The sequence below is a fragment of the Sabulicella flocculans genome, assembly GCF_045449635.1.
GTDB lineage: Bacteria > Pseudomonadota > Alphaproteobacteria > Acetobacterales > Acetobacteraceae > Roseococcus.
Genome location: NZ_JBJJBR010000026.1, coordinates 20,917 through 44,339, shown reverse-complemented (window position 1 = coordinate 44,339; position 23,423 = coordinate 20,917). Strand labels below are relative to the sequence as shown.

Here is a 23,423-nt window from a genome sequence, read left to right as displayed (position 1 = left end):
GGCCATCACCGCCGGCGCGCGGCTGTTCTGGGACAATGCGAACCGGCGCCTCACCACCACCGCCACCGGCAATTTCCAGGTCGGCATCGCCACCGCCGCGGCGCTCGCCGCCGACACCACGGTGCGCGCCATGCTGGCCCGCGTGCCGGCCTCGGGGGCGTGATGGCGAGCCTTCTGCCGCGCGATCGCGAGCGCCTACAGGGCGTGCATCGTGACCTGGTGCGCGTCGTCGAGCGCGCGCGCCAGGCCGTGCCCTTCATCGTGACGGAGGGGCTGCGCACGCGCGAGCGCCAGGCGCAGCTCGTCGCCATCGGCGCCTCGCGCACCAAGAACAGCCGGCATCTCACCGGGCACGCTGTGGATCTCGCCTATTGGCTGGACGACGGTGATGGGGGTGTCGAGCAGGGCGAGGTCCGCTGGGACTGGCCGCTCTACGAGCAGATCGGCGCGGCGATGAAGGCCGCGGCGAAGGAACTCGGCGTGCCGATCACTTGGGGTGGCGACTGGACGTCGTTCCGCGATGGGCCGCATTTCGAGCTTGATCGTCGGAGCCACCCGGCGTGAGCGCCTTTGCCGCGGCCATGGCCGCGCTGGTGGCCGACCCGAACCTCGGCGTGGAGGCTGTCTACCGGCAGGCCGGCACGGGCGTGCCCATCGCCCTGCGCGTGCTGCGTTCCTCGCCCGACCGTGTGGCCGACGCCTTCGCGACCGAGATCATCGCCGTGACCGACATCCTCTCGGTGGCCATAGCGGCACTGCCCAACCTCACGGCCGGCGACACCCTCACCGTCGGTCCCGACCTCCTCACCGTCACCTCCGCCACCCGCGACGCCACCGGCACCGCCTGGCGCGTCCTCTGCCAGCGATAGGAGCCACCCATGGACCTCCCTCAGATCCTCCAGATCGCCGAGAACGGCGCTGGCCTCGTCGCCATTTTGCTGCTGGTCTGGCGCGTGGACAGCCGCCTCGAGCAGGTGCGCGTGCTGCTGGAGCGGCTCTCCACCCTCATGGAGACCGAGATCGGCCATCGCCGCCGCGACGATCGCGACGGCTGATGCGCCTCGCCGCCACCATTGTTGGCGACCTGCGCCAGGTGCTCGCGGCGGAGGTGCGGGCCGGCGAGCGCGCCGCCATGCAGGCGATCCGTGGCGAGACCGAGCAGGTCAAGGCCGAGCTGCGCCGGCAGGTGACGGATGCGCTGGGCGGCAATGCGCGCGGCATCGCCAATGCCTGGCGCTCGCAGGTGTTCCCCCGCTCGGGTCAGTCGCTGCGGCCGGCGGGACTGGTCTGGACCAAGGTGCCCAACGTCATCGACGCCTTCGAGCGTGGGGCTGTGATCCGCGCCAGGGGCGGGCGGAAGTTCCTCGCCATCCCGACCAGCCTCAACCGGCAGGGTGGGCGCCGCGGTGCCAAGCCGCGCGTCACGCCGGCGCAGATGGTGGCGTCGGGTCAGGCCTTCCTGCGGCCCTTCAAGTCCGGGCTGGGCTTCGTGTGGTGCCTGCCGCTGCGCCAAGGCGAGCAGACCGGCCGACGCCGACGCACGCGCCTCAATGCCGGCGGCCTGACCGAGATCGGCACCGGCAACCGCAAGGGCCGTGAGGCCTGGGCGCGCGGCATGCTGGAGCGCGGCATGGTGCCGATGTTCCTGCTGCTGCCGCAGGTCGCGCTGCGCAAGCGGCTGGATGTGAAGGGTGCGGCCGAGCGCGGGCTGCGCCGGCTGCCGGGGCGCTTTGTGCAGGCCTGGGAGCGTGAGGCTGGGAGGCGCGCTGCATGAGCATGAGCATGCGCGAGAACGCGCTGGCCGCGCTGCACAGCCGCCTCACCACTTCGATGGCAAGCAGAAGCCCACCGCCGATCGTGCTGCGCGGCGAGACCACGCCGCAGCGCATCCCGCAAGGTGGTCTCGTTGTCCTGCGCGATGGCGAGACGGTGGAGGAGACCGCCATCCTCTCCCCGCTCACCTATGCCATCGAGCATCGCGCAGAGATCGAGGTGACCGTTGCGGGTGCGACACCCGCCGCGCGCAACGCCCTCCTCGACGCACTGCTCGTGGACATCGCCGCCGGTATCGCCAGCAACCGGACCCTCGGCGGTGCGGTGGAATGGGCCGCCCCCGGGGCGCCCACTTTCGACGACGTCGAGTTCGAGGGCGCCGCGCCGGCCCGCGCCGCCTCCATCCCTGTCACGCTCTTCTACACCGTCGCCGGCTCGCCGCTGGCCTGATCCCGGAGACATCCCATGCCCCGTGCCATCGGCGCCAACTGCCGCCTGCTGACGCTGCCCGAAACCACCTACGGCACCGCGCCCACCGGCAACTGGCGCCGCATGCCGTTCCTGTCCTGCGACCTCGGCGCCGAGCAGCCGCTGCTCGATGCCGACGTGATCGGCGTGGGCAGCAACCGCGATCCCGCCGCGCCCTTCCTCGACACAGTGACAGTGCAGGGCCAGGTCGTGGTGCCCGTCGATCTCGTGAACATCGGTCACTGGCTGCGGCTGCTGCTCGGCGCGCCGACCACCACCGGCACCAACCCGAACTTCATCCACACCTTCGGCTCGGGCGCCGCGGCGCTGCCCTCCAACAGCGTCGAGATCGGCTATCCCGACGTGCCGAGCTTCGATGTCTGTACCGGCGTGCGTGCGGACACGCTGGAGATCGACTTCTCGCCGTCGGGTCCAGCGACCGCGACCTTCGGGTTGATGGGCCAGGGTTCGCTGCGCGGTGGCTCCAGCAGCGGCGGCACGCCCACCAGCGCGGCCTACACCGCCTTCAACAAGGCGCAGGGCTCTATCACCCGCGCGGGCTCGGCGCTGGCGCAGGTCACTGGCGCGCGCATGACCTACAGCAACGGGATGGAGATGGTCCGCACCATCCGCGCCGATCGCCGCATCGAGGGTGTGGACCCGGGCGTCGCCCGCTGCACGGGGCAGGTCACGGTGCGCTTCGAGAACACCACGCTGCTCGCCCAGGCGCAGAACGGCACCGCCGCCGAGTTCGCCTTCGCCTACACGATCGACGCCAACCGCAGCCTCACCGTGGCGCTGCACGAGGTCTACCTCGCGCTGGCCAAGACCCCGATCGAGGGACCGGCCGGCGTCGAGGCGAGCTTCGACTTCAGGGCAGCCTTCAACGCGACTGCCACGCGCATGATGACCGTGGCGCTGCGGAACCAGCAGGCGGGGACCGAGTACGCGTAAAGGCTATCCGCCCCCGAACATGTCGCGCAGTGCGCCCTGCAAGTCGCGGGCGCCATGCAGGACCCGCAGGATACGCGGCGGCGTCGCGGTGGCACGGTAGACGAGTACGAACTGGAACTCCGCGAGGACCAGAAAGCGCACCTCCTCCGGCGCGAGAGCGGGCCGCGCAACGCCGATCTGCGGATAGGTTCCGATCCGCATGGCGGCAGCCACGACCTGCTCACGAAGCCTGCGCGCCGCACCCGGATTGTCGTCGGCGATGAACGCCGCCGCCTCGGCGAGATCTCGACGTGCCAGCGCAGAGAGGATGGCGGGGCGTTGGGCTCCAGGTGTCAGCGGGCCCGCTCCCGCTCGCGCTTCGCTTCTGCCTCGGCGATGATGGCGTCCATCTCTTCTGCGACTTGCTCAACATCGAACCAGCCAGTCTCATCGGACTCGCGCTCCGCCGCCTCAAGCATGCGCGTGAAAGCCGCGCGCTTCTCTTCCTGGTGCTGCAGCAGCCGCAGCGCGGCGCGCATGACCTCGCTCACATTGCCGTAGCGGCCCGAGGCCACGCAGGTCTCCGCGAAGCCCTCCAACTCGGGCGTCAGGCTGACATTCGGCATCGCACCCTCCTCGCCATCGGTCATGTCAGAGTTTGACATACCCGCCCCTCATTTCAAGTCCGGAGGCCCCATGCTCACCCTCGACCTTCCCACCGAAGCCGTCTGGCTGGACCTCCCCCGTGGTGTGCGCGTGGAGGTGCTGCCGGTCACCACCGCCCTGATGGCCGCAGCCCAGGCCGCCGCGTCCCGGCGCCTCGGCGCCGTGCGCGCTGCCTCGCCCGACCTCGACCCCGACCTCGCCCGAGGCCTGGCCTTCGCCTTCCTGGTCAAGGCGCTCGCCCGCCACGCCGTCACCGGCTGGGAGGGCGTCGGCGATGCCGCCGGCAAGCCGCTGCCCCTTTGCCCCGAGGCGGTGGAGCGCCTGATGGACCTCGACGACATTGCTGCCGCCTTCTGGGACCGCGCCACCGCCCCCGTCACCGCCGTGGCGCTGGAGGGAAACGGCTGAGGGCCCGCGCCGCCTGGCACTTCGGCCAGGGCCCCGACTACTGCCGCGGCTGTGCCGCGCTCGACCGCGACTGCGGCATGGCCTGCCCCTACGTCCTCCACGCGCCCACGAGCGCCCAGGGCGCCGCCCTGTGGGCCGCGAGCACCGCCTGCGTCTCGGCCGGCATGGCGGGCCTCGAACTCGACACCGCCGGCGCGCTGGCGCTAGCGCGGGAGATGGGCGTCTCCGGCTGGGCGGTCGCGGAACTGCTGACCGCGCTGCGCATGGGCCTCGCCGCGGGAACGGCAGCCAGGCGCACCCCCACACCCGATCCCGGAGGCGCGCCCCATGGCGGATAGCACCCGCCGCGTCTCCGTCCGCCTCTCGCTGGACGACGCCGCGCGCGTGAAGTCCGAGCTGCGCGAGGTCGGCGAGACCGGGAGCCGCAGCCTGGACCGCATCCAGGACGGTGCTGACCGCGCCTCCCGCGCTCTGTCCCTCATGGACGTCGCCGTCCGCGGCATCCAGTTCGCGGGCGTGGCCGCGGGCCTGCGCGCGCTTGTCATGGCGGGCGACGCGCTGTCGCAATCTATGGGCCGGCTCACCACCGCTGTCGGCAATGTCGAACGCGCCGGGGAGGTCTATGAGGCCCTCTATCGCGACGCGCTGCAGACAGGCGTGGCCGTCCGCGAGAGCGTCGATGCCTTCCAGCGCTTCTCGATCGCCGCGCGCGAGATCGGCGCCACCTCCGACCAGGTGCTGCGCCTGGTGGCCGGCTTGCAGCGCGTCGCCATCTCGTCCGGCGCCAGCACCGCCGAGATCCAGGGCAGCACCCAGCAGCTGGCGCAGGCGCTGGCGTCGGGCGTCCTGCAAGGCGATGAGCTGCGCTCCATCCTGGAGGGCCTGCCGACGCTCGCGCAGGCCCTGGCCGGTGAGCTGGGCGTCTCCATCGGTGAGCTGCGCAAGCTGGGCTCCGAGGGCAAGCTGACCGCGGACGTGGTCTTCCCGGCCCTGCTGCGCGCCGTGGAGCGGGTCAACGGCGAGTTCGAGCGCGCGCCGCTGTCCGTCGGCCGCGCCTTCGGGCAGCTCACCGCCGCGGCCGACCAGTTCCTCGCACGCCTCGACCAAGCGATCGGCCTCTCCAACGGCCTTGCCCGCGCGCTCTCCGGCGCAGCGCGCGTGCTGGACGGCGTGCGCCGTGGCGCCGGCCTCCTCACCGGCGAGGAGCGCCTCGCCGACCAGCGCCGCACCGCCGAGGCACTGCGCGCGGAGATCGCACGGCTCGAGGCGGAGGCCGAGGGCGCCGCCGCCCGCACGCCGCGCCGCGGCTCGATCCGCCCAGGCCTCGTCGGCACTGCTGAGCAGCAGGCCGGCGTGGACCGCACCGCCCGCCTGGCCGAACTTCGCCAAGCCTATACTGAGATCACCGAGGAGGTCGCGCGCGGCGAACGCGAGGCCGCCGAGCGCGGTGAGGCCGAGCGCCGCGACGCCGATGCCCGCGCCGCCGAGGCCCGCCGTCGCCGTGGCGCCGAACAGGCCGAGGAGCTTCGCCGCCAGCTCGACGACCGCTTTCGCATCAACGCTGAGCACGAGGACCGCGTCCGTCGCCTCCGCGAGGCCGAGGGTTCCGGCGCCATCGATGCCGCCGAGCGCCAGCGTCTGGAAACGCTGGCCACCCGCGAACGCGACGAGGCGCTCCGCCGCCTTGAAGGTTCCGTCCGCCGTGTCACCGCTGCCCAGCGCGACAACCGCGATGCCGAGCGTGAGGCCAATGAGGTGCTGCGCGAGCGCGAGCGCCTCATCCAGCAGAACGAGAACGCCTATGAACGCTACGCCCGCCGCCTTTCCAGCCTGGGCACGCTGGTCGAGCGGGCGGAGCGCATCGGCCAGCCAATCCCCGACGAAACCATTTCGCGGGAGGCCCAGGCGGCGCTGGAGGAGTTGGAGCGCGGCAGCGAGCGCGTGCAGCGCGCCACCGAGCGCGCATCCGAGACCGCCCGGGAACTTGGCCTGACCTTCTCGTCGGCCTTCGAGGACGCGGTGATCCGCGGCGAGAGCCTGTCCAAGGTGCTCCAGGGCATCGGCCAGGACATCGCCCGCATCATCGCGCGGCGCACCATCACCGAGCCGCTGGGCAATGCGCTCACCGGCGCGCTGTCGGGCTTCTCGTTCGGGGGCATCTTCGACGGGATCGGATCGTGGCTCGGCGGGCTGTTCCGCGCCGAGGGTGGGCCGGTGACGGCAGGCCAGCCCTACATCGTGGGCGAGCGCGGGCCGGAATGGTTCGTGCCGCAGCAGTCCGGCACAGTGCTGCCCAACGGCACCACGCCGGCCGGCGGCCGCACCATCCACACGACGTTGAACATCGACGCGCGTGGGGCGGACGCCGGCGTGGAGGCGCGGCTGCGGCTGATGGGCCAGCAGATCGCGCGCCAAGCCACCGCCATGACGCTGGACGCCATCCGACGCGGCGGGACCGCCTACGACACGGTCAGGAGGTAGGGCCCATGACAGAATACGCCTGGCCGCCGGAGCTGCGCCCCTCCCGGCAGGTCTTCTATCTTCAGCCCAACACGCTGCGCTTTGTCTCCCCGCTCACCCGCCAGACCCAGGTGCTGCGGCGCGAGGGCGCGCGCTGGATGGCGGAGCTGACCTTCGACCCGCTGAACTCGCGCCTGGCCGGTGTGCTGGAAGGCCTGGTGGCCGCACTCGCCGGCTCCGTGAACACGGTCCGTCTGCGCGACTTCCGGCGCGAGTTCCGCTCCGGCGATCCACGCAGCCAGGGGGACGTGCCGAGCGGGCCATACAGCTTCAACGACGCGACCATCTTCACGGACGGGACGGGGCTGGTGGTGGGGTCGGGCAATCCGGCGCTCGCGGCCGGGGCGCCGCGTGGCGCGCTGTCGCTCGCCACGCAAGGTTGGTGGCCGAACGCGCTGGCCGTCGGCGCGGGCGACCATATCGGCCTCGGCGGGCGGCTCTACATGGCCACCGCGCGCGTCATGGCCTCAGGCACCGGCACGGCCTCCATCCCCATCGCACCCCCGCTGCGCGCCGCCGCCCCGGTCGGCGAGGCGCTGTTTTTCTCGAACGTGAGCACGCCCATGCGCCTGGTCTCCGACGACGAGGGCATCAACCCCACCCGGCCGGGGCGCTTCACCAGCATCACCTGCCGATTTGAGGAGGCCCTGTAGGCAACGCCATGACCGAACCTGCCATCCGCGCCACGCCACGCCTCTCCGTCCAGGCCGCCGCCGCCGCCACCGCGCCCGTCGTCGCCCCCGTCATCCTCTGCGAGCTCGACTTCGCCACCGGCGCGTTTCGGGTGTGGTCGGGCCTCGGCACGCTGAACTGGGCCGGGCGCAGCTTCGAGGGCATCGGCGACATCGGCGCCATGGGCGAGGTGGAAGAAACGGTCGAGCTGCGCGCCGTGCGCTTGACCCTCGCCCTCTCGCCCGTGCCGCAGGAGGTCATCGACATCGCGCTGTCGGAGCGATCCTATCGGCTGCGCCCGGCGCGGGTGTGGCTCGCGCTGTTGGACGAGGACGGCGCCTTCGTGGCGGACCCGTTCCCGCTCTGGGCGGGCATCATGGACACGATGGAGGTGGTGGACGGCGCCGAGCCGCGCGTGACGCTCGCCTGCGAGAGCCGCCTCGTGGACCTCGAGCGCGCTGAGGTGCGGCGCTACACCGACGCCGACCAGCAGGCCGAGTTCCCGGGCGACCGATTCTTCGAGTTCGTGCCCGCGCTGCAGGACGCCGAGATTCGGCTGCCAGCGCGGTAATGCGCCATCCCGATTGGGTTGCCCGGCTCGCAGCCCTGCTGCGGGAGGCGGAGACGCGCACCTTCGATGCGCGGCATTGGAACTGCGCGATCTTCGCCATCGCGGCGGTGGAGGCTGTGACGGGGCAGTACCCGCACGTGCGCGTGCTGCCCGATCTCGCCGCCTCGGCCGACAGCGCGGGCTTTCCGCGCGTCGCGCCCGCCTTCGCACGCTGCGGCGACGTTGTGCTCGCACCCGATCCCGCCCGCCTCGGTGTCGTCCTCGACACCGGCCGCGTCGCCTTCGTCGGGCCGCGCGGCCTGCTCAGCGCGGCGCTCACAGAATGCGCCATCGCCTGGAGGATTGGCTGACAGATGCCGGCTGCCATCCCCATCATCGCCGTGGTCGCGGGCGCCGTCGGCTCCGCGGCCGTCGGCGGCGGCGTCATCGGCGCGCTCGTCGGCGCGGGGGCTGCCATCGCCGTCTCCTTCATCGGCAGCCAGGTCTTCCCGCAGAACACCGCTGCCGCCCGCGGCAGCAGCGCCAGCTTCAACGACAGCGGCTCCGGCGGCACCACCACCACCGCCGTCGAGGCCCAGGCCCGCACCCAATCCTTCCGTCAGGCCATCACCGAGCACGCCCTGGTCTTCGGCCGCTGCAAGGTCTCGGGCCCCATCGTCTTCGTGCACAGCAGCACCGACGACGAGGGACGCGCCGATGGCTACTTCCATGCTGTCGTGGTGCTCGCCGCCCATCGTGTCCGCGCCATCGGCGAGGTCTGGCTTGGCGATGCGCTCGCGACCGATCCGAAGTTCGCGGGCCTGGTCCGGATTGACCGTCATCTCGGCGGCCCCGGCCAGGCCGCCAACACCAACCTCATCGCCGAGACCGGCGGCAAATGGACCGCGGCGCATCGCGGTGCCGGCCGCGCCTATATGGCGCTGCGCCTCAAGATCACGCCCGAGGCCTTCCCCTCCGGCCCGCCCAACATGGCCGCGCTCGTCGAGGGCGCCGACACCGTCCGCGACCCACGCAGCGGCACCGTTGGCTGGTCCGACAATCCGGCGCTCTGCCTCGCCTGGTACCTCACCGCGCCCTTTGGCTGGCGGGCTAGCTGGGACGAGATCGACATGCCCGCCCTCATCGCCGCGGCCAATATCTGCGACGAGATCATGGGCCGGCGCGACGGCACCGCCGAGCGCCGCTACACCGTCAATGGCCGCGTCTCCCTCGGCGAGGGCAAGATCGCGATCACCAGAAAACTGCTCGCCGCCATGGCGGGCACGATGGTGGTCTCGGGCGGGCGCTTCGTGATCCATGCTGGCGCGCCCGCGCTGCCGGCGGCCACCATCACCGCCGCCGATCTGCGCGGCGACGTCTCCGTCATGGGATCGCGGCCCCGGCGAGACCTCTTCAACGGGGTGCGGGCTGTCTACGTGGATCCCGGCAAGAACTGGCAGCCCACCGACGCGCCGCCGCTGCTGGCCGCAAACTACGTCACCGAGGATGGCGGCGAGGCGATTTACCGCGATCTCGACTTCCCGCTGACCACCTCCGCCGCCACCGTCCAGCGCCTCATGAAGGTCGAGCTGGAGCGCAACCGCCGCCAGCGTGCCGTGGTGGTGCAGGCCAACCTCTCGGCGCTGCGGCTGCGGCCCTGGGATGGGGTGATGGTCGCCATCGACCGCATCGAGCCCTTCCCGGCGCGCATCACCGGCTGGCGCTTTGCGCCCGAGGGTGGGATCGACCTGACGCTCTCCGAGGAGGACGCGGCGGTCTGGGACTGGAACCCGGCCGTGGACGAGCGCGCCACGGGGGACAGCCCCTCCGTGATCCTGCCGCGACCGGGCAGCATCGCCACGCCCGCCTCCATCCGCGTGGGCACGCCTACCACAGCCGCCTTCGCGGCGCTGGGTGCGGATTGGGCCGCCGTGCCCTCGGCCTACCTCGCCGGCTACGAGGTCGAGGCGCGGCCCGCCTCGGTGGCGAACTGGTTGGCCGTGGCGGCCGGCACCGGGGCGCTGTTCGCGGTGTTCCCCACCGCGGAGCCCACCGCCTTTCGCGTCCGCGCCCGAGCCCGGAGCGGGGCGGTGTCGGGCTGGCAGGAGGCCGCCGTCCCAGCCGCGCCCTCGGGCCTGGCCGCCGTCGGCGTGGTGGGCGGCATCCAGGTGACCGGCGCCTATCCCACCGGCGCCACGGCGTTGCAGGTGTTCGAGGCTACCTCCAACAGCCTCGCCGCCACGGTGCTGCACGCGCAGATCACGACGCTGCCATGGACGCGCTCCGGCCTCGCCACCGGACAGGCGCGCTGGCTCTGGCTGCGCAGCGTCTCGCCCGAGGGCAACGTCTCGGCGCTCGCCGGCCCCGTCACCGCCACCGCGCTATAGGGAGGCTCGAGGAGAAAATGCCTGCCCGCATCGACGACCTCCTGGTGCTGAACACCGCCGTCAGCAAGACCGACCTCGCGAAGTACCTGCGCGACCGCGAGGCCGTGCTGCCCTCCGACTTCGGCGGGCTCGGCGATGGCGTGGCCGATGATCGCGCGGCCATTCAGGCAGCATTTGATCGGGCCGCGACAGATCAGAAAATGGCGATCATCCCGCCGGGCACCTGGAACGTCTCCGGCACCGTCACCCTGCCGGGTGCCGCGCGCGGCCTGATCATGCAGGGCACCATCCGCTACACCGGCACCGCACCCACCAGCGTGCTGGTGCTCGGCGATGGCGGCACGATTCGGAATGGCGAGAAGCTGTACTCGGGCCTGAACGTGATCCGGCAGACCATCTCCGATTGGTCCTCAGAGGCCGATATCGGCATCACCGTGCGCAATGTCGACGCGAGCCAGATCGAACTGCGCCGGGTCGAGGGGTTCACCATCGGCATGCGCACGCTGGGCGATGGCCGCGGCGTGGAGGACAGCACCTTCACGCTGGGGCGCATCGTCAATTGCCGCATCGGGCTGGATGTCTGGTGTGCGACCGCCACGGCCTGGAACACCTCCATCCGCTACTACGGCGGCCACTTCGCTTGCGCCACCGGCATCAATGCGGCGCAGGACCGCTTCGGCGTGCGTTTTGGTAATGAGCCCGGCGCCTACACCAATCACAACCGCCATGTCTTTGACGCGCCGAACTTCGAGCTGCGCCAGGCCGGCGGCAATACCGCCATCCCTTTCCTGAACCAGACCTCGGGCTCTGCCATCATCGCGCGGAACATGCGCATGGAGGCGTGCTCGCCGCTGGCGGCGCGGCACACCGCCGGGGCGCAGGATTGCGAATACGATGTCGCATGGACCAACACCTACCTCGTTGGTATCGACTACACCGCCACCGCCTCCCGCTGCGGCAATGCGGTGATCAACCGGCACCGCGCGCCGGCGTCGCGGTTCACGCGATTCCTGGCCGGGGTCCCGAACACCCGAGCCGCGGCGTTCCGGCAGTCGGCGACGGAGGTAGGCGTGGAGGGGCTGATCACCATCGCCACCTCGACCACCACCGCGACCTTCATGGCGGATTTCTGCTTCAACGGGCTGAGCGACGTCACGCTAACCGATCGCGCGGTCACGCTGGCGGCGAGCCGCGGGCTGGGATGGATGCTGGACACCTTCCAGGCCAAGGAGTTCGCCGTCGCCCATTGGCTCACCATCGGCGCCGCGGGCGGCCGGCTGTTCGTGCGCGTGTTCGACATCAATGGCAACGTCCGTCTGAACCAGCCCGGCGACGTGCTGGCCTCCATCACCACCATGCAGTGGGACAGCAACTCCCGCGGCTGGAATGCTGGGGCGCCGATGGACGACGCCAACCTCAACCGCCGCCAGACCATCAGAGTGGGGCCGGCGGTGGGATATGCGCAGGTGGGCGTGACCGGGTTCGACGGGTCGATCGACCTGCAATCGCTGCGGCTCTACGGGCTGTCGGAGGCCGCACCCGCGGTGCTCAACGGCACGCCGCTGTTGCCGCAGTCGGGGCAGCGGGAGTTCGCCGCGGAGGTGTCGTGGGACCTGCCCAGCCTGGCGCCAGGGGCGACTTCGCTGATCGACGTGACGGTAAGCGGGGCGCGGCAGGGAGACCTGGCATCGGCGTCGCTGGTGTCGTCGACGCGGTTCATCGAGCTCGATGCGGCCGTGTGGTCCAACAACACGGTGCGGGTGATGGCGCGCAACATCTCGGGTGCGACGTTTGACTTAGCGGCGGCGACGCTGTCGGTGGGGGTGGTGAAACGGCGGGTGGCGTGAGGGCGGTCAAAGCACACGATCGGTGAAAATGCGCGGCGTGCCGGCCGAAACAAGTCCCTGGTCGCGCCAGCTGCCGTGAGCCGAACAGGATCATCTTGCGGCCGTCGTCATCGAAACGGTCCCAATGCGGCGAACTGCCTTCCGCTCATCAAGACCTGGCTTTCGGCCAGGGATCCGCTTCGGCGCGGCAGACCTGTGCTTGGCATGCACCAACGGCTCTCCTTTCCAGCAACGCACGAATCCTAATGCAAGTCCGCGCGCGGAAGGCAACCCAGACGGCATCGGCATAGGTATGGGTGGTGTCGTCGACGCGATTGGATGGCCATAATTGCCGCCGTCTTGCCTTCGCGAATCTGGATCGGCGATCCGCAGCATTGCCTCTAAGGCGAAGCCCATTCACCCCACTGCATCGCTACGGCCAGATCCACCAGACATACAGCACATATCCGGCCAGCAACGCAGCGCCCTCGCGCCGGCCGACACGCCAGCCGCTGCGACCGACCAGCAGCAGCAGGGCCGAGGCCGCCACCATGACCCAGACATCCAGCCGCACGATCTCGGCCGGAATGGTGGTCGGCGCGATCAGCGCGGTCATGCCCCCGATGCCCAGGATGTTATAGATGTTCGAGCCAAGCACATTTCCCAGCGCCACATCAGCATGGCGGCGATAGGCGGCGACCAGCGAGGTGACCAGTTCCGGCAGCGACGTGCCCACCGCGACGATTGTCAGGCCGATCACCGCCTCGCTGACGCCCATGCCGCGCGCCAGAGCCACCGCTGATTCGACCAGAAGACCGCCGCCGATGACCACCAGCACGAGGCCCGTGGCGGCGAGACCGGAAGCCATGGCCCATGCGCGCGCGCCGCCGGGCTTCGGCGACGGCTGGCGACGCGGATGCGTCTCCTCGTAGGCCTGTGCCTTCTCGAAAGCCGCCGTGTGGTCGCCGGACCCGGCACGGCGCTCCTGTCGCCAGGCATAGACGATGTAAGCTACCAACCCGAGCAGGAAGGCGCTGCCAACGGCACGATCCAAGGTTCCGAAGACGGCGACTGCGGCCAGCGCCAGTGCAACGCCGAGCACGATCGTGCCGTCCCGCAACAGCGCGCCCCGCCCGACGGTGATCGGCACCAGCAACGCCGATAAGCCAAGAATGACCAGTGTATTCGCGATGTTCGAGCCCACGATGTTGCCCACGGCGATCCCCGGCGAGCCGGCGAGCGAGGCCTGCACGCTGGTCACGAGCTCGGGCGTCGAGGTGCCGAAGCCGACCAGTGTCAGCCCGATCAGCAGCGGCGACACGCCGAGCCGCTCCGCAATCTGCACGGCGCCGCGCACGAACAGCTCCCCGCCGAGCGCCAGCAGCAAAAGCCCGCCAATCAGGGGTAGTGCGACGTCCATGCGTGTTCTCCCTCAGCTTTCCTCGGCACCGGTCAGATCCAGGCGCCGCATGCGTTCCCACAGCGTCGTGCGCGACACGTCGAGCATGCGCGCGGCGTCGCCCACGCGCCCGCCGCAGCGCGCCAGCACGCGGCGGATATGGGCCCGCTCGGCAGCGTCGCGCGCCTCGGCGAGCGTCACTGCCGGTGACGGCGCCGCCTTCTCCGCGAACAGGTCATGCGGGGCGATCGCCGGGCCTTCCGCCAGCAGGGCCGCGCGTTCGATGCGGTTGCGCAGCTCCCGCACATTGCCTGGCCATGCATGCGCTTCGAGCGCCGCCGCCGCCTCAGGCGCCAGGCCTAGCCCAGACCGACCTGCCTCGCGCGCGGCCGCTCCCAGAAATGCGTCGGCCAATGGCAGGATGTCCTCGGTGCGCTCGCGCAGCGGCGGCACTGGTAGTTCGACCACGGCGAGGCGCCAGTACAGGTCACCGCGAAAGCGGCCATCCGCCACCCGCGCGGCCAAGTCCGCGTTCGTCGCTGCCACCACGCGGGCGCGCAGCGGCAACTCCTGCGCGCCGCCCACGCGCGTAAAGCGACGATCCTCCAGCAGGCGCAGCAGCTTGGCCTGCAGGGCCAGGTCCAGCTCGGCCACCTCGTCGAGCAGCAGCGTGCCTCCGCCGGCGCGCTCCGCCGCGCCGATCCGGCGTTCATGCGCGCCGGTGAAGGCGCCGCGCTCGTGGCCGAACACCTCGCTCTCCAGCAGGTCGCGCGGGATGGCGGCGCAGTTCAACGCGACAAAGGGCGCCGCGGCGCGCGGCCCCATCGCATGCAGCCGGCGCGCCGCGACCTCCTTGCCGGCGCCGCTCTCCCCCAGCAGCAGCACCGTGGCGGAGGCGGCCGCGAGGCGCCGCAACGCGGCCTCGAGCGCCTGCATGGGTGCCGAGCCCCACCCCGCCTCCGACGCGAGCGCGGCGGTCTCGGCCGGTGGCGCGAGAGCGCGCAGCTTGGCGATCACCGCTTCCACCGCGAAGGGCTTGAGCAGGTAGTCATCGGCTCCCGCGCGGATCAGCCGTACCGCCTGGTCCACGCCGCCGAAGGCGGTCATCGCGATCACCGGCGTGCGGCCAAGCTGCGGCAGCAGGCGCAACAACAACTCCTCGCCCGAGCCGTCGGGCAGGCGCATGTCGCATAGGACGCAAAGCGGTGCGGTGGCGCGGCGCAGCAATGCCTCGCCCTCGGCCAGGGTGCGCGCCCATTGTGGCGCGAAGCCCTCCAGCCGCAGCCGTTGCTGCAAGGCGCCGCCGAGCACGACGTCATCCTCGATGAGCACGACCAAGCCGCTCACGGCGCAAGATCCCGCCGCGGCGGCAGACGGATGGTGATGCGGGTCGCGCGGCCAGGCTGCGTGTCGACGCCGATCTCGCCATCAAGCCGCGCCAGTTCGCGCATGACGACCGAGAGGCCGAGCCCCGATCCGCTGGCCTCCGCGCCCTCGAGGTGGCGGCGCTGCGCCTCGGGCATTCCGGCGCCTTGGTCCTCGACCTCGATCAGCAGGCGCCCATCCGCCTCGCCACCGATGCGCAGCCGCACGGCGCCGCCGCGTGGCGTCGCCTGGATCGCGTTCAGCAGCAGGTTGAGCAGCGCCTGCCGGACCGGAATGGCATCCGTGGCAAAGGGCTCCGGCAACGAGCCTTCGTGATGGAGCAGGACGCGCCGGATGGCCGCCTCGGGTGCGAGCAGCCGCAACACGTCGTCGATGTCGGCCTGCTCGAGCCGGCGCAATTCCACCGTACCGCGATAGGCCAGGAGCGTCTCGTCCACCACGTGCTGGATCTGGCGCAGGCCGCGCTCCAGCAGGTCGAGGGATTCGACGCGCACTTGTGCGTCGTCGCCAAAGCGGCGGGCCGAGTCGATGGTCGTCAGCATGCCCGCGAGCGGGTTGCGCACCTCATGCGCCACGGTGGCCGCCAGTTCGCCGAGTTCGGCGGCGCGGTCCCGCTCCGCGAGGCGCCGCGCGAGCTGCTCGCGCTCGTCAAGGCGCGCCATCATGAGGTCGAGAGCGGACATCAGCCGCGCCACTTCCGTGCCGGCCGGCACGGCTGCCGTCGCGGCCAGTGTGAAGTCGCCGCCGCCGGCGCGGCCGATCACGCCCACCACCGCCAATAGCGGTGCGAGCGCCCGCCGGGCGAGCAGCGCGGCCACCAGCCCGGCCATGGCGGCCAGCGCGACATCCAGCCCCAGCAGCCAGCGGGCGAGCCGCTCGCGCCGTTCGACCGCCTCGCTGAAATCGAGCTCGGCGGCGAGGATCGCGGTCCGGCCGTCGGGCAGGGCGAAGGCGCGTTGCACCCAGGCGCTGCGGCCATCGGGCGATGCCTCCCACGCGATGTCCGGCCGGCCGAGGCTGCGCGGCGAGGGATGCATCGCGTGCGGCTCGGTGCCAATCACGACGAGCCCGCCGGCATCAGGCAGCGCGACCTCCAGGCGCCGTTCCCGGATGCCCTCCTGGAAGGTCATCGCCGCCTGCATGGCGGCACGCAGCGCGGCCGCGTCACCGCGCCGCAACGGCTCGGCCAGCGCGGATGACAGGCCGTCTAGGTAGACAGCGCCGAGGCGCGCGGCGTCCCGCAGCGCTTCCCGTCCCAGAGTGACGGTTGCCAGCTGCGTGGTGGCGACCGCGGCGAGGAATACCGAGACTCCGGCCAGGAGCGGCATCTGCAAGGCGATCGGTGTCGAGTTCCAGAGCCGCAGGATCATGCCGCATCTAGCACCGGCATCGGCGTCAGGTCAGCAGGACGCTTTGTGATCCTTCCCGCAGGCTGCGCCAGGCGCCGGAGCCGCTGGCCGACCGTGCCGGGATGACCGCGAGCGTCGCGCCACCGAACGCCGCCTGCGGCACCGGATGATCGGGGTGGAGCAGGGCATGGCCTGCCCGCGCCCGCCGCCCGTGCGATGCGGCCAGGGCCACCGCATCCGCCAGCGTCGCCGCTGCGCCTGGAACGTCAAGCGCCGTGATGGTCAGCGGGCATTCGGTGAAGGTGCCGGCGGCCAGCAGGCGCTTCAGCGCCTCGCCGGACGCGGCGTCGCCCTCGTGGAGCAGATGCAGCTCGCGGGGCGCCTTGAAGTCTGCCCCGATGATCAGCAGGCCCGACACGGCGATGCCGCGCGCGCGCGCCTCCGCCATGCCGGCTGGCAGCACCAGCGCCTGGTCGAACCAGGCGGCGCGGGGCAGCAATGTGAGATCGTGATGGGCGGCGGCGCGTTCGAGCAGTTGCAGGGCGTCACCCTCCTCGTGCCGCACCGAGAAGGCCAGCGCCCGCGCCTCACAGGCCGCCTGGAGCCGGCCGGCCAGCGCGGCCGTGCCTTCCCGCGCCGTCGCCATGCGTTTCTCGACCAGTCGCCTGGCATAGTGCGCACCGCCAAGCGGCACCGGCCCGGTGCGCGACAGGCTTGGCGCGCAGAGCAGGCTGAGGAGCGTGATTTCGGACGATTGTTCAGCGGCGGCGTCGATGGCGGCCAGCAGCGCGGCTTCGCTCGCATCGCCCTGGGCGAGCGCCACGAGAATGCGGCGGGCGCGCGCTGTCGCAACGGCGGATGCTAGCATGGCGGGGCCCTCCTCGGCCGGGTTCACGCGGGCGGATGGGTGGTCGATGGCGTGGCGCGGCAGCACGTCGGCCAGCGCGTCCTCGCCGCTGCCAGGCCAAAGCGGCGCGCCGCCGATATAGGCGGCACGGCCGAGCGCGTGGGAGGATATCGGCACCGTCACCAGCAGGAACAGCACGATTAGCCCGACGCGCAGCCAGGCCTCCCCGCTGTTGAAGGCGAGGCCCGCGCCGAGCAGCATGAGCCCCGCGCCGACCACGCCCGCCTTGGTCGCGGCGTGCATCCGAAGGAAGGCGTCGGGCAGGCGCGCGACGCCAATTGCGGCGACCAGCGCAATGGCCGCACCCAGCACGAGCAGCAGCGCGGCGAGGGCTTCAGTCATCGCGCGTCTCGGGTGGGCGGGCGGCGCGCGCGATGAAGGCGGCCACGCCGACGGCGCCGACGAAGCCCACCAGGCCGAGGCCGAGCGCAATGTCCAGCAGCGCGAGATGCCCGCCGGCGAGTGCCACGAGCGTGGTGGCGCCCACCGCCAGCAGCCCGAGCAGGTCCATCGCCACCGCGCGGTCGGCAATGCCCGGGCCGCGCAGCATGCGCCAGCCGGTCAGCGCCACGGCCGCGGCCAGAAGCAGCGCCGAGACCGCGAGCGCGATGTGCAGAAGCGTCATGGCAGCACCCGCATGGTCGGCGCCTCCAGCCGTTCGGCGATGGAGCGGCGCACCGCATCGGGGTCGGCCGCATCCATGGCGTGGACGTAGAGCGTGCGGCGGTCGTCGGACACGTGCAGCGCGGTGGTGCCCGGGGTCAGAGTGACCATGTCGGCCAGCAGCGTGATGCCGGCGGCCGAGCGCAGGCGCAGCGGCACCGCGACGATGCCCGGGCGCACCTCGAGCCGCGGCGAGAGAGTGGCGCGAATGACGGTCCAGGCCGAGAGCAGCAGCTCACGCAGGAACAGCAGCGCGAGCCACAGCCAGGCGAACAGGTTCCAGGGGCGCGGCGTGCTCATGGCCGGGCTCCCAGCACGGCGGCGATGTAGGCTTCGCGTCCCGCGAGCTGCTCGCCAGCGGCCAGCGCATAGGCCGCGAAGGGCTCGGCCCAGAGGCCGATGGTGAGCGTCACGATCCCAAGGACGGCAACGGGCCCGAGCAGCAGTGCGCGCTCGCGCCCCTCCAGCGGCAGGACCGGCGCACCCTCCGGCGGCTCCTTCCAGAAGGCCTCCAGCCAGATCTTCAGCATCGAGTAGAGGGTGAGAACGCCGGTCGCCAGGGCAATGCTGGCGAGCACGTAGAAGCCCGCATCGAAGCCCGACTGCACCACGAACAACTTCGCCCAGAAGCCCGAGAGCGGCGGCAGTCCGGCCAAGGACAAGGCCGGTATCGCGAACATGATGCCGAGCCACGGGTCGCGCCGCCAAAGCCCGCCGAGCGCCGCCAGCGAGAAGCTGCCGCCCGCGCGCCGGATCGCGCCCGCCACCAGGAACAGGTTCGCCTTCACGATGATGTGGTGCAGCACGTAGAGCACCGCGCCCGCAATCGCGAAGGGTGTGGCGATTGCGATGCCCACGATCATGTAGCCGATCTGGCTGATGATGTGGAACGACAGGATGCGCCTGATGTCCCAATGCGCCGCTGCACCCAGCACGCCCACCACCATGGTCCCCGCCGCCACCACCCACAGCAGTGGCGCGAGCCACTCCTGCCCCGCCGGGTAGATCAGCGTGACGATGCGCAGGATGGCATAGACGCCGACCTTGGTGAGCAGCCCCGCGAAGATCGCGGCGACAGGCGCGATGGCGGTGTGGTAGGAGGCCGGCAGCCAGAAGAACAACGGAAACACGGCGGCCTTGGCGGCGAAAGCCGCGAGCAGCAGGAAGCCCACCGCGGCGGCCGCACCCTGGTTCGGCACCTCGGGCATGCGGCGCGCCATGTCGGCTAGGTTCAGCGTGCCGGTCAGGCCGTAGCCGAGGCCGACGGCGATCAGGAACACCGTGGTCGCGACCAGGTTCAGCACGGCGTATTTTACCGCGGCATCCAGCTGCTCCCGCCCGCCGCCGAGCACCAGCAGGCCGAAGGAGGCGATCAGCATCACCTCGAACCAGACATAGAGGTTGAACAGGTCGCCGGCCAGGAAGGCGCCAGCCACACCCAGCACCAGCGCGGCCAGCAGCGGGTGCCACAGCCCTTCCTCGGCGCGTACACCGTCATCGGCATGGGCGTAGACGGCGATCGCGGCGTACATCAGGGCGGTGATCGCGACCATCGCGGCGGCCAGCAGGTCGGCCACCATCGTGATGCCGAAAGGCGCGGGCCAGTCGCCCATCTGCGAGGCGATCACGCCCCGCTGCACCACCTCCGCCACCAGCAGCGCGGCGGCCAGCAGCAGGGCCAAGGCGGCGACGGCGGTGATGGCGCGCTGCGCCTGCGGACGACCACGCAGCACGGCCGTCAGCGCGCAGGCCGCGAGCGGAATCAGCACCGGCAGCGCGAGCAGCCAGTCGGCGCGGGAGGCGATCATGGCCGGGCCTCCGCCGCGGCCGCGACCTTGCTGTCGGTGCTGGGCAGCGCCGGCGGCTCGGCGCGGCGCAGCGCCTCGGCGTCGAGCGTCGCCTCGCTGCGCCAGGTGGCCCAGGCCAGCACCATGACGAAGGCGGTCAGGCCGAAGGAGATGACGATGGCCGTCAGCACCAGCGCCTGCGGCAGCGGGTTGGAGGCGCCGGCGGCCAATGCCACGGCGCCGCTGTCGATCAGCGGCGGCGCGGTGCCCAGCACGCGGCCGGCGGCGATGATGGCGAGGTTGGCCGCGTTGCCCAGCAGCAGCAGGCCGATGATCATCCGCGGCAGCGAGCGCGACAGCAGCAGGTAGCAGGCGGACGCCAGCAGCACGCCGAACAGCAGGGCGAGGAGCATTTCCATCTCAGAGCCTCCCGACCAGCCAGCGCACGAGCAGGAAGACAAGCGCCATGCCACCGGCCAACAGCACCGGCATGCCCATGGCGAGCAGCAGGAATTCGCCGGTGCTCATGTCGCCTCGTCGCCCACGAAGGGCAGCACGAAGGCCAGCGCGAAGCCGACCACGACCAGATAGACGCCGATATCAAAGGGGATGGCTGTCCCGATCGGCAGGCCCTCCAGCCACTGATGCGTCAACAGCGGCTCGGCATGCACCAACAAGGCCGGCAGGCCGGACGCGGCAGCCAGCAGCAGCCCGATACCCGCCCAGGCCAGCGGGTCGAGGCGCAGCACACGGCGGGTGGCCGCGGGGCCGAGCGCGATGGCGTGGAACACGAAGCCCAGCGCGCCGATCAGCCCACCGATGAAGCCGCCGCCCGGTTCATTGTGGCCGCGCAGCAGGACGAACACCGAAAGCGCGAGGCACGCCCATAGCACGTAGCGGGCCGAGGCGCGCAGGATCAGGCTGTCCTGCATCAGCCTGCCCTCCGTGCACGGCGCAGCAGCACGGTGGCGGCCAGGGCCGCGATCAGCAGCACGGCGATCTCGCCCAGCGTGTCGAGCGCGCGAAAATCTACGATGACGACGTTGACCACGTTACGGCCCTTCGCCTCCGGCCAGGAGGCCTGGCCCATCCAATCCGGGATCACGGTGTCGAACGGGACCGACAGCACGGCCATCAGCACCGCCGTGCCGGCGGCGCCGATGCCGATCGCCAGCGCGGCGTCCCGCCTGCGTTCGCCGCCGCGCCGCGCATCGAGCGCGTGGAAGGGCAGCCGCGCCAGGATCGCGACCAGCAGCACGATGGCCAGGATCTCGACGGTGAACTGCGTGAAGGCCAGATCTGCCGCGCCAAGCGTCAGGTAGAGGATACCGACGCCGAAGCCGACCAACCCCGCCGCCATCACCTGGCCGAAGAGCGCGCGCAGCCGGCACGCCGCGATGGCGCCGGTCGCGATCACCGCCGCCAGGGCGAGCTGCGCCGGGGTGGCCCAGGCGCCCGGCATCGGCCAGGCCAGACCGCCGCGCAACGCCAGCACCAGTCCCGCGCCGCCGAAGACGATCGCCAGGCTCGCCGTCAGGTAGCCGCGCAGGCTGCCGCCCTGCACCCACTGTGTAGTGGCCACCGAGATGGATGCGATGCCGCGCATCGCGCGCCCATAGGCGGCATTGGGTCCGTAGGCGTCCAGCCAGGCCTGGCCGGCCAGCGTGGGCTGGATCCGGCGCCAGGCCAGGAACATCAGCAGGCCGAGACCGAGTGCGGCGAGCGACATGGCGAAGACCCAGTCATCGCCCTGCTTGCTGCCGAGTACGATGCCGGTCGGCCGGCCCAGGATGGCGGCCGCGGCGGGCTCGATGAGCGCGGCCGATACCAGCTGCGGGGCGATGCCGAAGGTCAGGCCCAGCGCGCCCAGAACCGCGGGGGCGGCGAGAAGCCCGAAGGAGGGGTCCTTCGCCGTCTGCTGGGTTTCCATCGGCACGCCGAGGAAGGGGCGGGTGGCGACGATTCCGGCCACCACCACCATCGCCGCATTCACCACCAGCGCGATGGAGGGCAGCAGCCCCGGCACGCCAAGCTGCACCGTGAACAGGAGATCTTTTGCCAAAGCGCCGATGAAGCCTGGCGCACCCGCCATGGAAAGCCCGGCGAGCAAAGCCGCCAGCGCCGTCAGCGGCATGCGCCGACCGAGGCCGCGCAGCTGCATGGCATCCCGCGTGCCGGCCTTCTTGTCGACGATGCCGGCGATGAGGAACAGGCTCGCCTTGTAGAGCGCATGAACCAGCAGGAACACCACGGCGGCGGTGGCGGCCAGCGGGTCGCGGATGCCGATCAGCGTCACCAGTGTGCCGAGTGCCACGACGGTCGACCAGGCCAGCTTGCGCTTGAGGTCCCGCTCGCGCAGCGCGAGCAGCCCGCCGGCCAGCATGGTGGCGGCACCTGCCCCCGTCAGCAGGCCCTGCCACAGCGCCATGTCCTGGAAGGCGGGATTGAGACGCGCCAGGAGATAGACGCCGAGCTTCACCATGGTGGCCGAATGGAGATAGGCCGAGACGGGCGTGGGCGCCGCCATCGCGTTGGGCAGCCAGAAATGCAGCGGCCATTGCGCGCTCTTGGCGAAGCAGCCGATCGCGATCAGCACCACGATCCAGGGGGCCAGCGGATGCGCGGCCAGCGTCTCGCCCTGGGCCAGGATCGCGGAGATGGAGAAGGTGCCCGCCGCGCGGCCCAACAGCAGGATGCCGGCCAACATGGCGAGCCCGCCGGCCACGGTGACCATGAGCCCCTGTTGCGCGGCGCGGCGCGCCTCGGCGCGATACGCATCGAAACCGATCAGCAGGAAGGAGGCGAGGCTGGTCAGCTCCCAGAACACGAACAGCAGCAGCAGGTCATCGGCCAGCACCGCGCCGAGCATAGCCGCCATGAACAGCGTTAGCACCGCAAGGAAGCGATGCAGCAACGGGTGCCCGGCCAGGTAGGTGGCGGCGTAGAGAAACACGCCGGCGCCGATGCCTGTGATCAGCAACGCCATCAGGCGCGACAGCCCATCCAGGCGGAAGGCAAGCTCGACGCCAAGGCTGGGCAGCCAGGCCCAGCGGAAGGCGGCGCCGTCGGGCATCATCAGCAACATGACAAACAGCAAGGCGGGCAGCATGGCCAGCGCCGGCGCCGCGCCGGGCGCACGACGCAGCGCGATCGCGGTCAAAGGAACCGAAACCAAAGCGAGCAGGATCAGTCCGGGCAAGAGCGCCATGCCGGAGGCTGTGCATATGGCGTGCCAGAACGGAAGGCCCGGATTAGCGGTGTGCGACGTAAACCGTGTCGCATGCGGCGTTCAGATTGCGGGACATGCATCCGAGAGGCCGTTCGCATTTGCGAACGCGGGGTTCACGTGGGAAACGCTGCGTGCGGCGGCGGGATGTCAGCCGCCTACAAACGGCGAAAAATGCCAGAGAAGGTTGGAATCCGGTTCCCACCGCCGCTCCAGTCGGTCTTCCAACCTTGCAATTGGTGTGCGCCGACGGCGCCGTGAACCGCAGGTTTCCTGCGGTTTCGCTTCGCTGGCTTGGGGGTCGGGAGAGCGGAGAGACCGAAAAATCTCTCTCCGAGCGGCCGAATGTCTCCGAAGCTCGGGGGTAGGCCGATTTACCCTACAAGGTTCAAGGCGCTGAATTTGCACACTTTTCGTGATGCTTGCCTTGTGGGTTTTCAGCGTCGGCAATGGCGGGAGAAAGCAACTGGCCGACGAATTTCTCTGGCTCTGTTGCCCGTACC

At 71.2% G+C, this 23,423-nt stretch carries 27 protein-coding genes; 15 read left to right on the top strand and 12 right to left on the bottom strand.

Annotated elements, in window-relative coordinates:
* The first annotated feature begins 4 nt into the window (after window positions 1–4).
* The 7 genes from ACI6QG_RS17485 to ACI6QG_RS17455 are packed head-to-tail and all read left to right on the top strand — an operon-like array spanning window position 5 to window position 3,195.
* A complete protein-coding gene (locus tag ACI6QG_RS17485) occupies window positions 5–163 on the top strand; it encodes a DUF2190 family protein (protein WP_407025873.1) in 159 nt (52 codons plus the stop codon).
* Window positions 163–564 carry a M15 family metallopeptidase gene (locus ACI6QG_RS17480; protein ID WP_407025871.1) on the top strand — a complete coding sequence of 134 codons (402 nt, stop codon included), beginning with the start codon at window positions 163–165 and terminating at the stop codon, window positions 562–564. Before ACI6QG_RS17485 ends, ACI6QG_RS17480 begins: the two co-directional genes overlap by 1 nt.
* Entirely contained in the window at window positions 561–869 is a 309-nt protein-coding gene (locus ACI6QG_RS17475; protein WP_407025870.1) for a head-tail joining protein, read from the top strand. The genes ACI6QG_RS17480 and ACI6QG_RS17475 overlap by 4 nt, the downstream gene beginning before the upstream one ends.
* Window positions 870–878: 9 nt before the next feature.
* Window positions 879–1,055 (top strand): hypothetical protein, encoded by a 177-nt coding sequence (locus ACI6QG_RS17470; RefSeq protein WP_407025869.1) that lies wholly within the window; start codon window positions 879–881, stop codon window positions 1,053–1,055.
* Window positions 1,055–1,774, top strand: a complete 720-nt coding sequence (locus ACI6QG_RS17465; RefSeq protein ID WP_407025868.1) for a DUF6441 family protein — start codon at window positions 1,055–1,057, stop codon at window positions 1,772–1,774. The genes ACI6QG_RS17470 and ACI6QG_RS17465 overlap by 1 nt, the downstream gene beginning before the upstream one ends.
* On the top strand, window positions 1,771–2,223 hold the full coding sequence (locus tag ACI6QG_RS17460) for a hypothetical protein (protein WP_407025867.1): 453 nt from the start codon (window positions 1,771–1,773) through the stop codon (window positions 2,221–2,223). The genes ACI6QG_RS17465 and ACI6QG_RS17460 overlap by 4 nt, the downstream gene beginning before the upstream one ends.
* 15 nt (window positions 2,224–2,238) lie before the next feature.
* Entirely contained in the window at window positions 2,239–3,195 is a 957-nt protein-coding gene (locus ACI6QG_RS17455) for a phage tail tube protein (protein WP_407025866.1), read from the top strand.
* A gap of 3 nt (window positions 3,196–3,198) precedes the next feature.
* On the opposite strand, the gene ACI6QG_RS17450 is transcribed toward ACI6QG_RS17455, so the two are convergent.
* Together ACI6QG_RS17450 and ACI6QG_RS17445 are read right to left on the bottom strand one after the other, a co-directional pair.
* On the bottom strand, window positions 3,199–3,492 hold the full coding sequence (locus ACI6QG_RS17450; RefSeq protein WP_407025872.1) for a type II toxin-antitoxin system RelE/ParE family toxin: 294 nt from the start codon (window positions 3,490–3,492) through the stop codon (window positions 3,199–3,201).
* Window positions 3,493–3,527: 35 nt separating this feature from the next.
* Complete coding sequence (locus tag ACI6QG_RS17445) at window positions 3,528–3,824, bottom strand: type II toxin-antitoxin system ParD family antitoxin (RefSeq protein WP_407025865.1); 297 nt, start codon at window positions 3,822–3,824, stop codon at window positions 3,528–3,530.
* A 46-nt stretch (window positions 3,825–3,870) separates the two neighbouring features.
* Here ACI6QG_RS17445 and ACI6QG_RS17440 point away from each other — a divergent pair, with 46 nt between their 5' ends.
* From ACI6QG_RS17440 to ACI6QG_RS17405, 8 genes are all read left to right on the top strand, one after another.
* Window positions 3,871–4,248 (top strand): phage-derived protein YdaY family protein, encoded by a 378-nt coding sequence (locus ACI6QG_RS17440; RefSeq protein ID WP_407025864.1) that lies wholly within the window; start codon window positions 3,871–3,873, stop codon window positions 4,246–4,248.
* A gap of 77 nt (window positions 4,249–4,325) precedes the next feature.
* Window positions 4,326–4,586: a hypothetical protein gene (locus ACI6QG_RS17435; RefSeq protein ID WP_407025863.1), complete on the top strand. Its 261-nt coding sequence runs from the start codon at window positions 4,326–4,328 to the stop codon at window positions 4,584–4,586.
* Window positions 4,576–6,729 (top strand): tape measure protein, encoded by a 2,154-nt coding sequence (locus tag ACI6QG_RS17430; protein WP_407025862.1) that lies wholly within the window; start codon window positions 4,576–4,578, stop codon window positions 6,727–6,729. The genes ACI6QG_RS17435 and ACI6QG_RS17430 overlap by 11 nt, the downstream gene beginning before the upstream one ends.
* A 5-nt stretch (window positions 6,730–6,734) precedes the next feature.
* Window positions 6,735–7,421 carry a hypothetical protein gene (locus tag ACI6QG_RS17425; protein WP_407025861.1) on the top strand — a complete coding sequence of 229 codons (687 nt, stop codon included), beginning with the start codon at window positions 6,735–6,737 and terminating at the stop codon, window positions 7,419–7,421.
* 8 nt (window positions 7,422–7,429) lie between these two features.
* Window positions 7,430–8,011, top strand: coding sequence for a hypothetical protein (locus ACI6QG_RS17420; protein WP_027286219.1), 582 nt, complete (start codon window positions 7,430–7,432; stop codon window positions 8,009–8,011).
* The gene (locus ACI6QG_RS17415; protein WP_407025860.1) at window positions 8,011–8,361 is read left to right on the top strand and encodes a DUF6950 family protein; all 351 of its coding nucleotides are present in this window, start codon (window positions 8,011–8,013) and stop codon (window positions 8,359–8,361) included. Before ACI6QG_RS17420 ends, ACI6QG_RS17415 begins: the two co-directional genes overlap by 1 nt.
* A 3-nt stretch (window positions 8,362–8,364) precedes the next feature.
* Window positions 8,365–10,377 carry a phage tail protein gene (locus ACI6QG_RS17410; RefSeq protein WP_407025859.1) on the top strand — a complete coding sequence of 671 codons (2,013 nt, stop codon included), beginning with the start codon at window positions 8,365–8,367 and terminating at the stop codon, window positions 10,375–10,377.
* Window positions 10,378–10,394: 17 nt separating this feature from the next.
* On the top strand, window positions 10,395–12,224 hold the full coding sequence (locus ACI6QG_RS17405) for a pectate lyase family protein (RefSeq protein WP_407025858.1): 1,830 nt from the start codon (window positions 10,395–10,397) through the stop codon (window positions 12,222–12,224).
* A gap of 412 nt (window positions 12,225–12,636) precedes the next feature.
* On the opposite strand, the gene ACI6QG_RS17400 is transcribed toward ACI6QG_RS17405, so the two are convergent.
* From ACI6QG_RS17400 to mbhE, 10 genes are all read right to left on the bottom strand, one after another.
* Entirely contained in the window at window positions 12,637–13,623 is a 987-nt protein-coding gene (locus ACI6QG_RS17400) for a calcium/sodium antiporter (RefSeq protein ID WP_407025857.1), read from the bottom strand.
* Between the two features lie 12 nt (window positions 13,624–13,635).
* A complete protein-coding gene (locus ACI6QG_RS17395; protein WP_407025856.1) occupies window positions 13,636–14,949 on the bottom strand; it encodes a sigma-54-dependent transcriptional regulator in 1,314 nt (437 codons plus the stop codon).
* Complete coding sequence (locus ACI6QG_RS17390) at window positions 14,946–16,358, bottom strand: sensor histidine kinase (RefSeq protein WP_407025855.1); 1,413 nt, start codon at window positions 16,356–16,358, stop codon at window positions 14,946–14,948. Before ACI6QG_RS17390 ends, ACI6QG_RS17395 begins: the two co-directional genes overlap by 4 nt.
* Window positions 16,359–16,383: 25 nt before the next feature.
* The gene (gene mnhG / locus ACI6QG_RS17385; RefSeq protein WP_407025854.1) at window positions 16,384–17,586 is read right to left on the bottom strand and encodes a monovalent cation/H(+) antiporter subunit G; all 1,203 of its coding nucleotides are present in this window, start codon (window positions 17,584–17,586) and stop codon (window positions 16,384–16,386) included.
* Window positions 17,579–17,869: an MrpF/PhaF family protein gene (locus ACI6QG_RS17380; RefSeq protein ID WP_407025853.1), complete on the bottom strand. Its 291-nt coding sequence runs from the start codon at window positions 17,867–17,869 to the stop codon at window positions 17,579–17,581. Before ACI6QG_RS17380 ends, mnhG begins: the two co-directional genes overlap by 8 nt.
* Entirely contained in the window at window positions 17,866–18,207 is a 342-nt protein-coding gene (locus ACI6QG_RS17375; protein ID WP_407025852.1) for a Na+/H+ antiporter subunit E, read from the bottom strand. The genes ACI6QG_RS17380 and ACI6QG_RS17375 overlap by 4 nt, the downstream gene beginning before the upstream one ends.
* Complete coding sequence (locus ACI6QG_RS17370) at window positions 18,204–19,715, bottom strand: proton-conducting transporter transmembrane domain-containing protein (RefSeq protein WP_407025851.1); 1,512 nt, start codon at window positions 19,713–19,715, stop codon at window positions 18,204–18,206. Before ACI6QG_RS17370 ends, ACI6QG_RS17375 begins: the two co-directional genes overlap by 4 nt.
* A complete protein-coding gene (locus ACI6QG_RS17365; protein ID WP_407025850.1) occupies window positions 19,712–20,113 on the bottom strand; it encodes an NADH-quinone oxidoreductase subunit K in 402 nt (133 codons plus the stop codon). The genes ACI6QG_RS17370 and ACI6QG_RS17365 overlap by 4 nt, the downstream gene beginning before the upstream one ends.
* A gap of 105 nt (window positions 20,114–20,218) precedes the next feature.
* Complete coding sequence (locus ACI6QG_RS17360; protein WP_407025849.1) at window positions 20,219–20,626, bottom strand: MnhB domain-containing protein; 408 nt, start codon at window positions 20,624–20,626, stop codon at window positions 20,219–20,221.
* Complete coding sequence (gene mbhE, locus ACI6QG_RS17355; RefSeq protein ID WP_407025848.1) at window positions 20,626–22,902, bottom strand: hydrogen gas-evolving membrane-bound hydrogenase subunit E; 2,277 nt, start codon at window positions 22,900–22,902, stop codon at window positions 20,626–20,628. Before mbhE ends, ACI6QG_RS17360 begins: the two co-directional genes overlap by 1 nt.
* Between the last annotated feature and the right edge of the window lie 521 nt (window positions 22,903–23,423).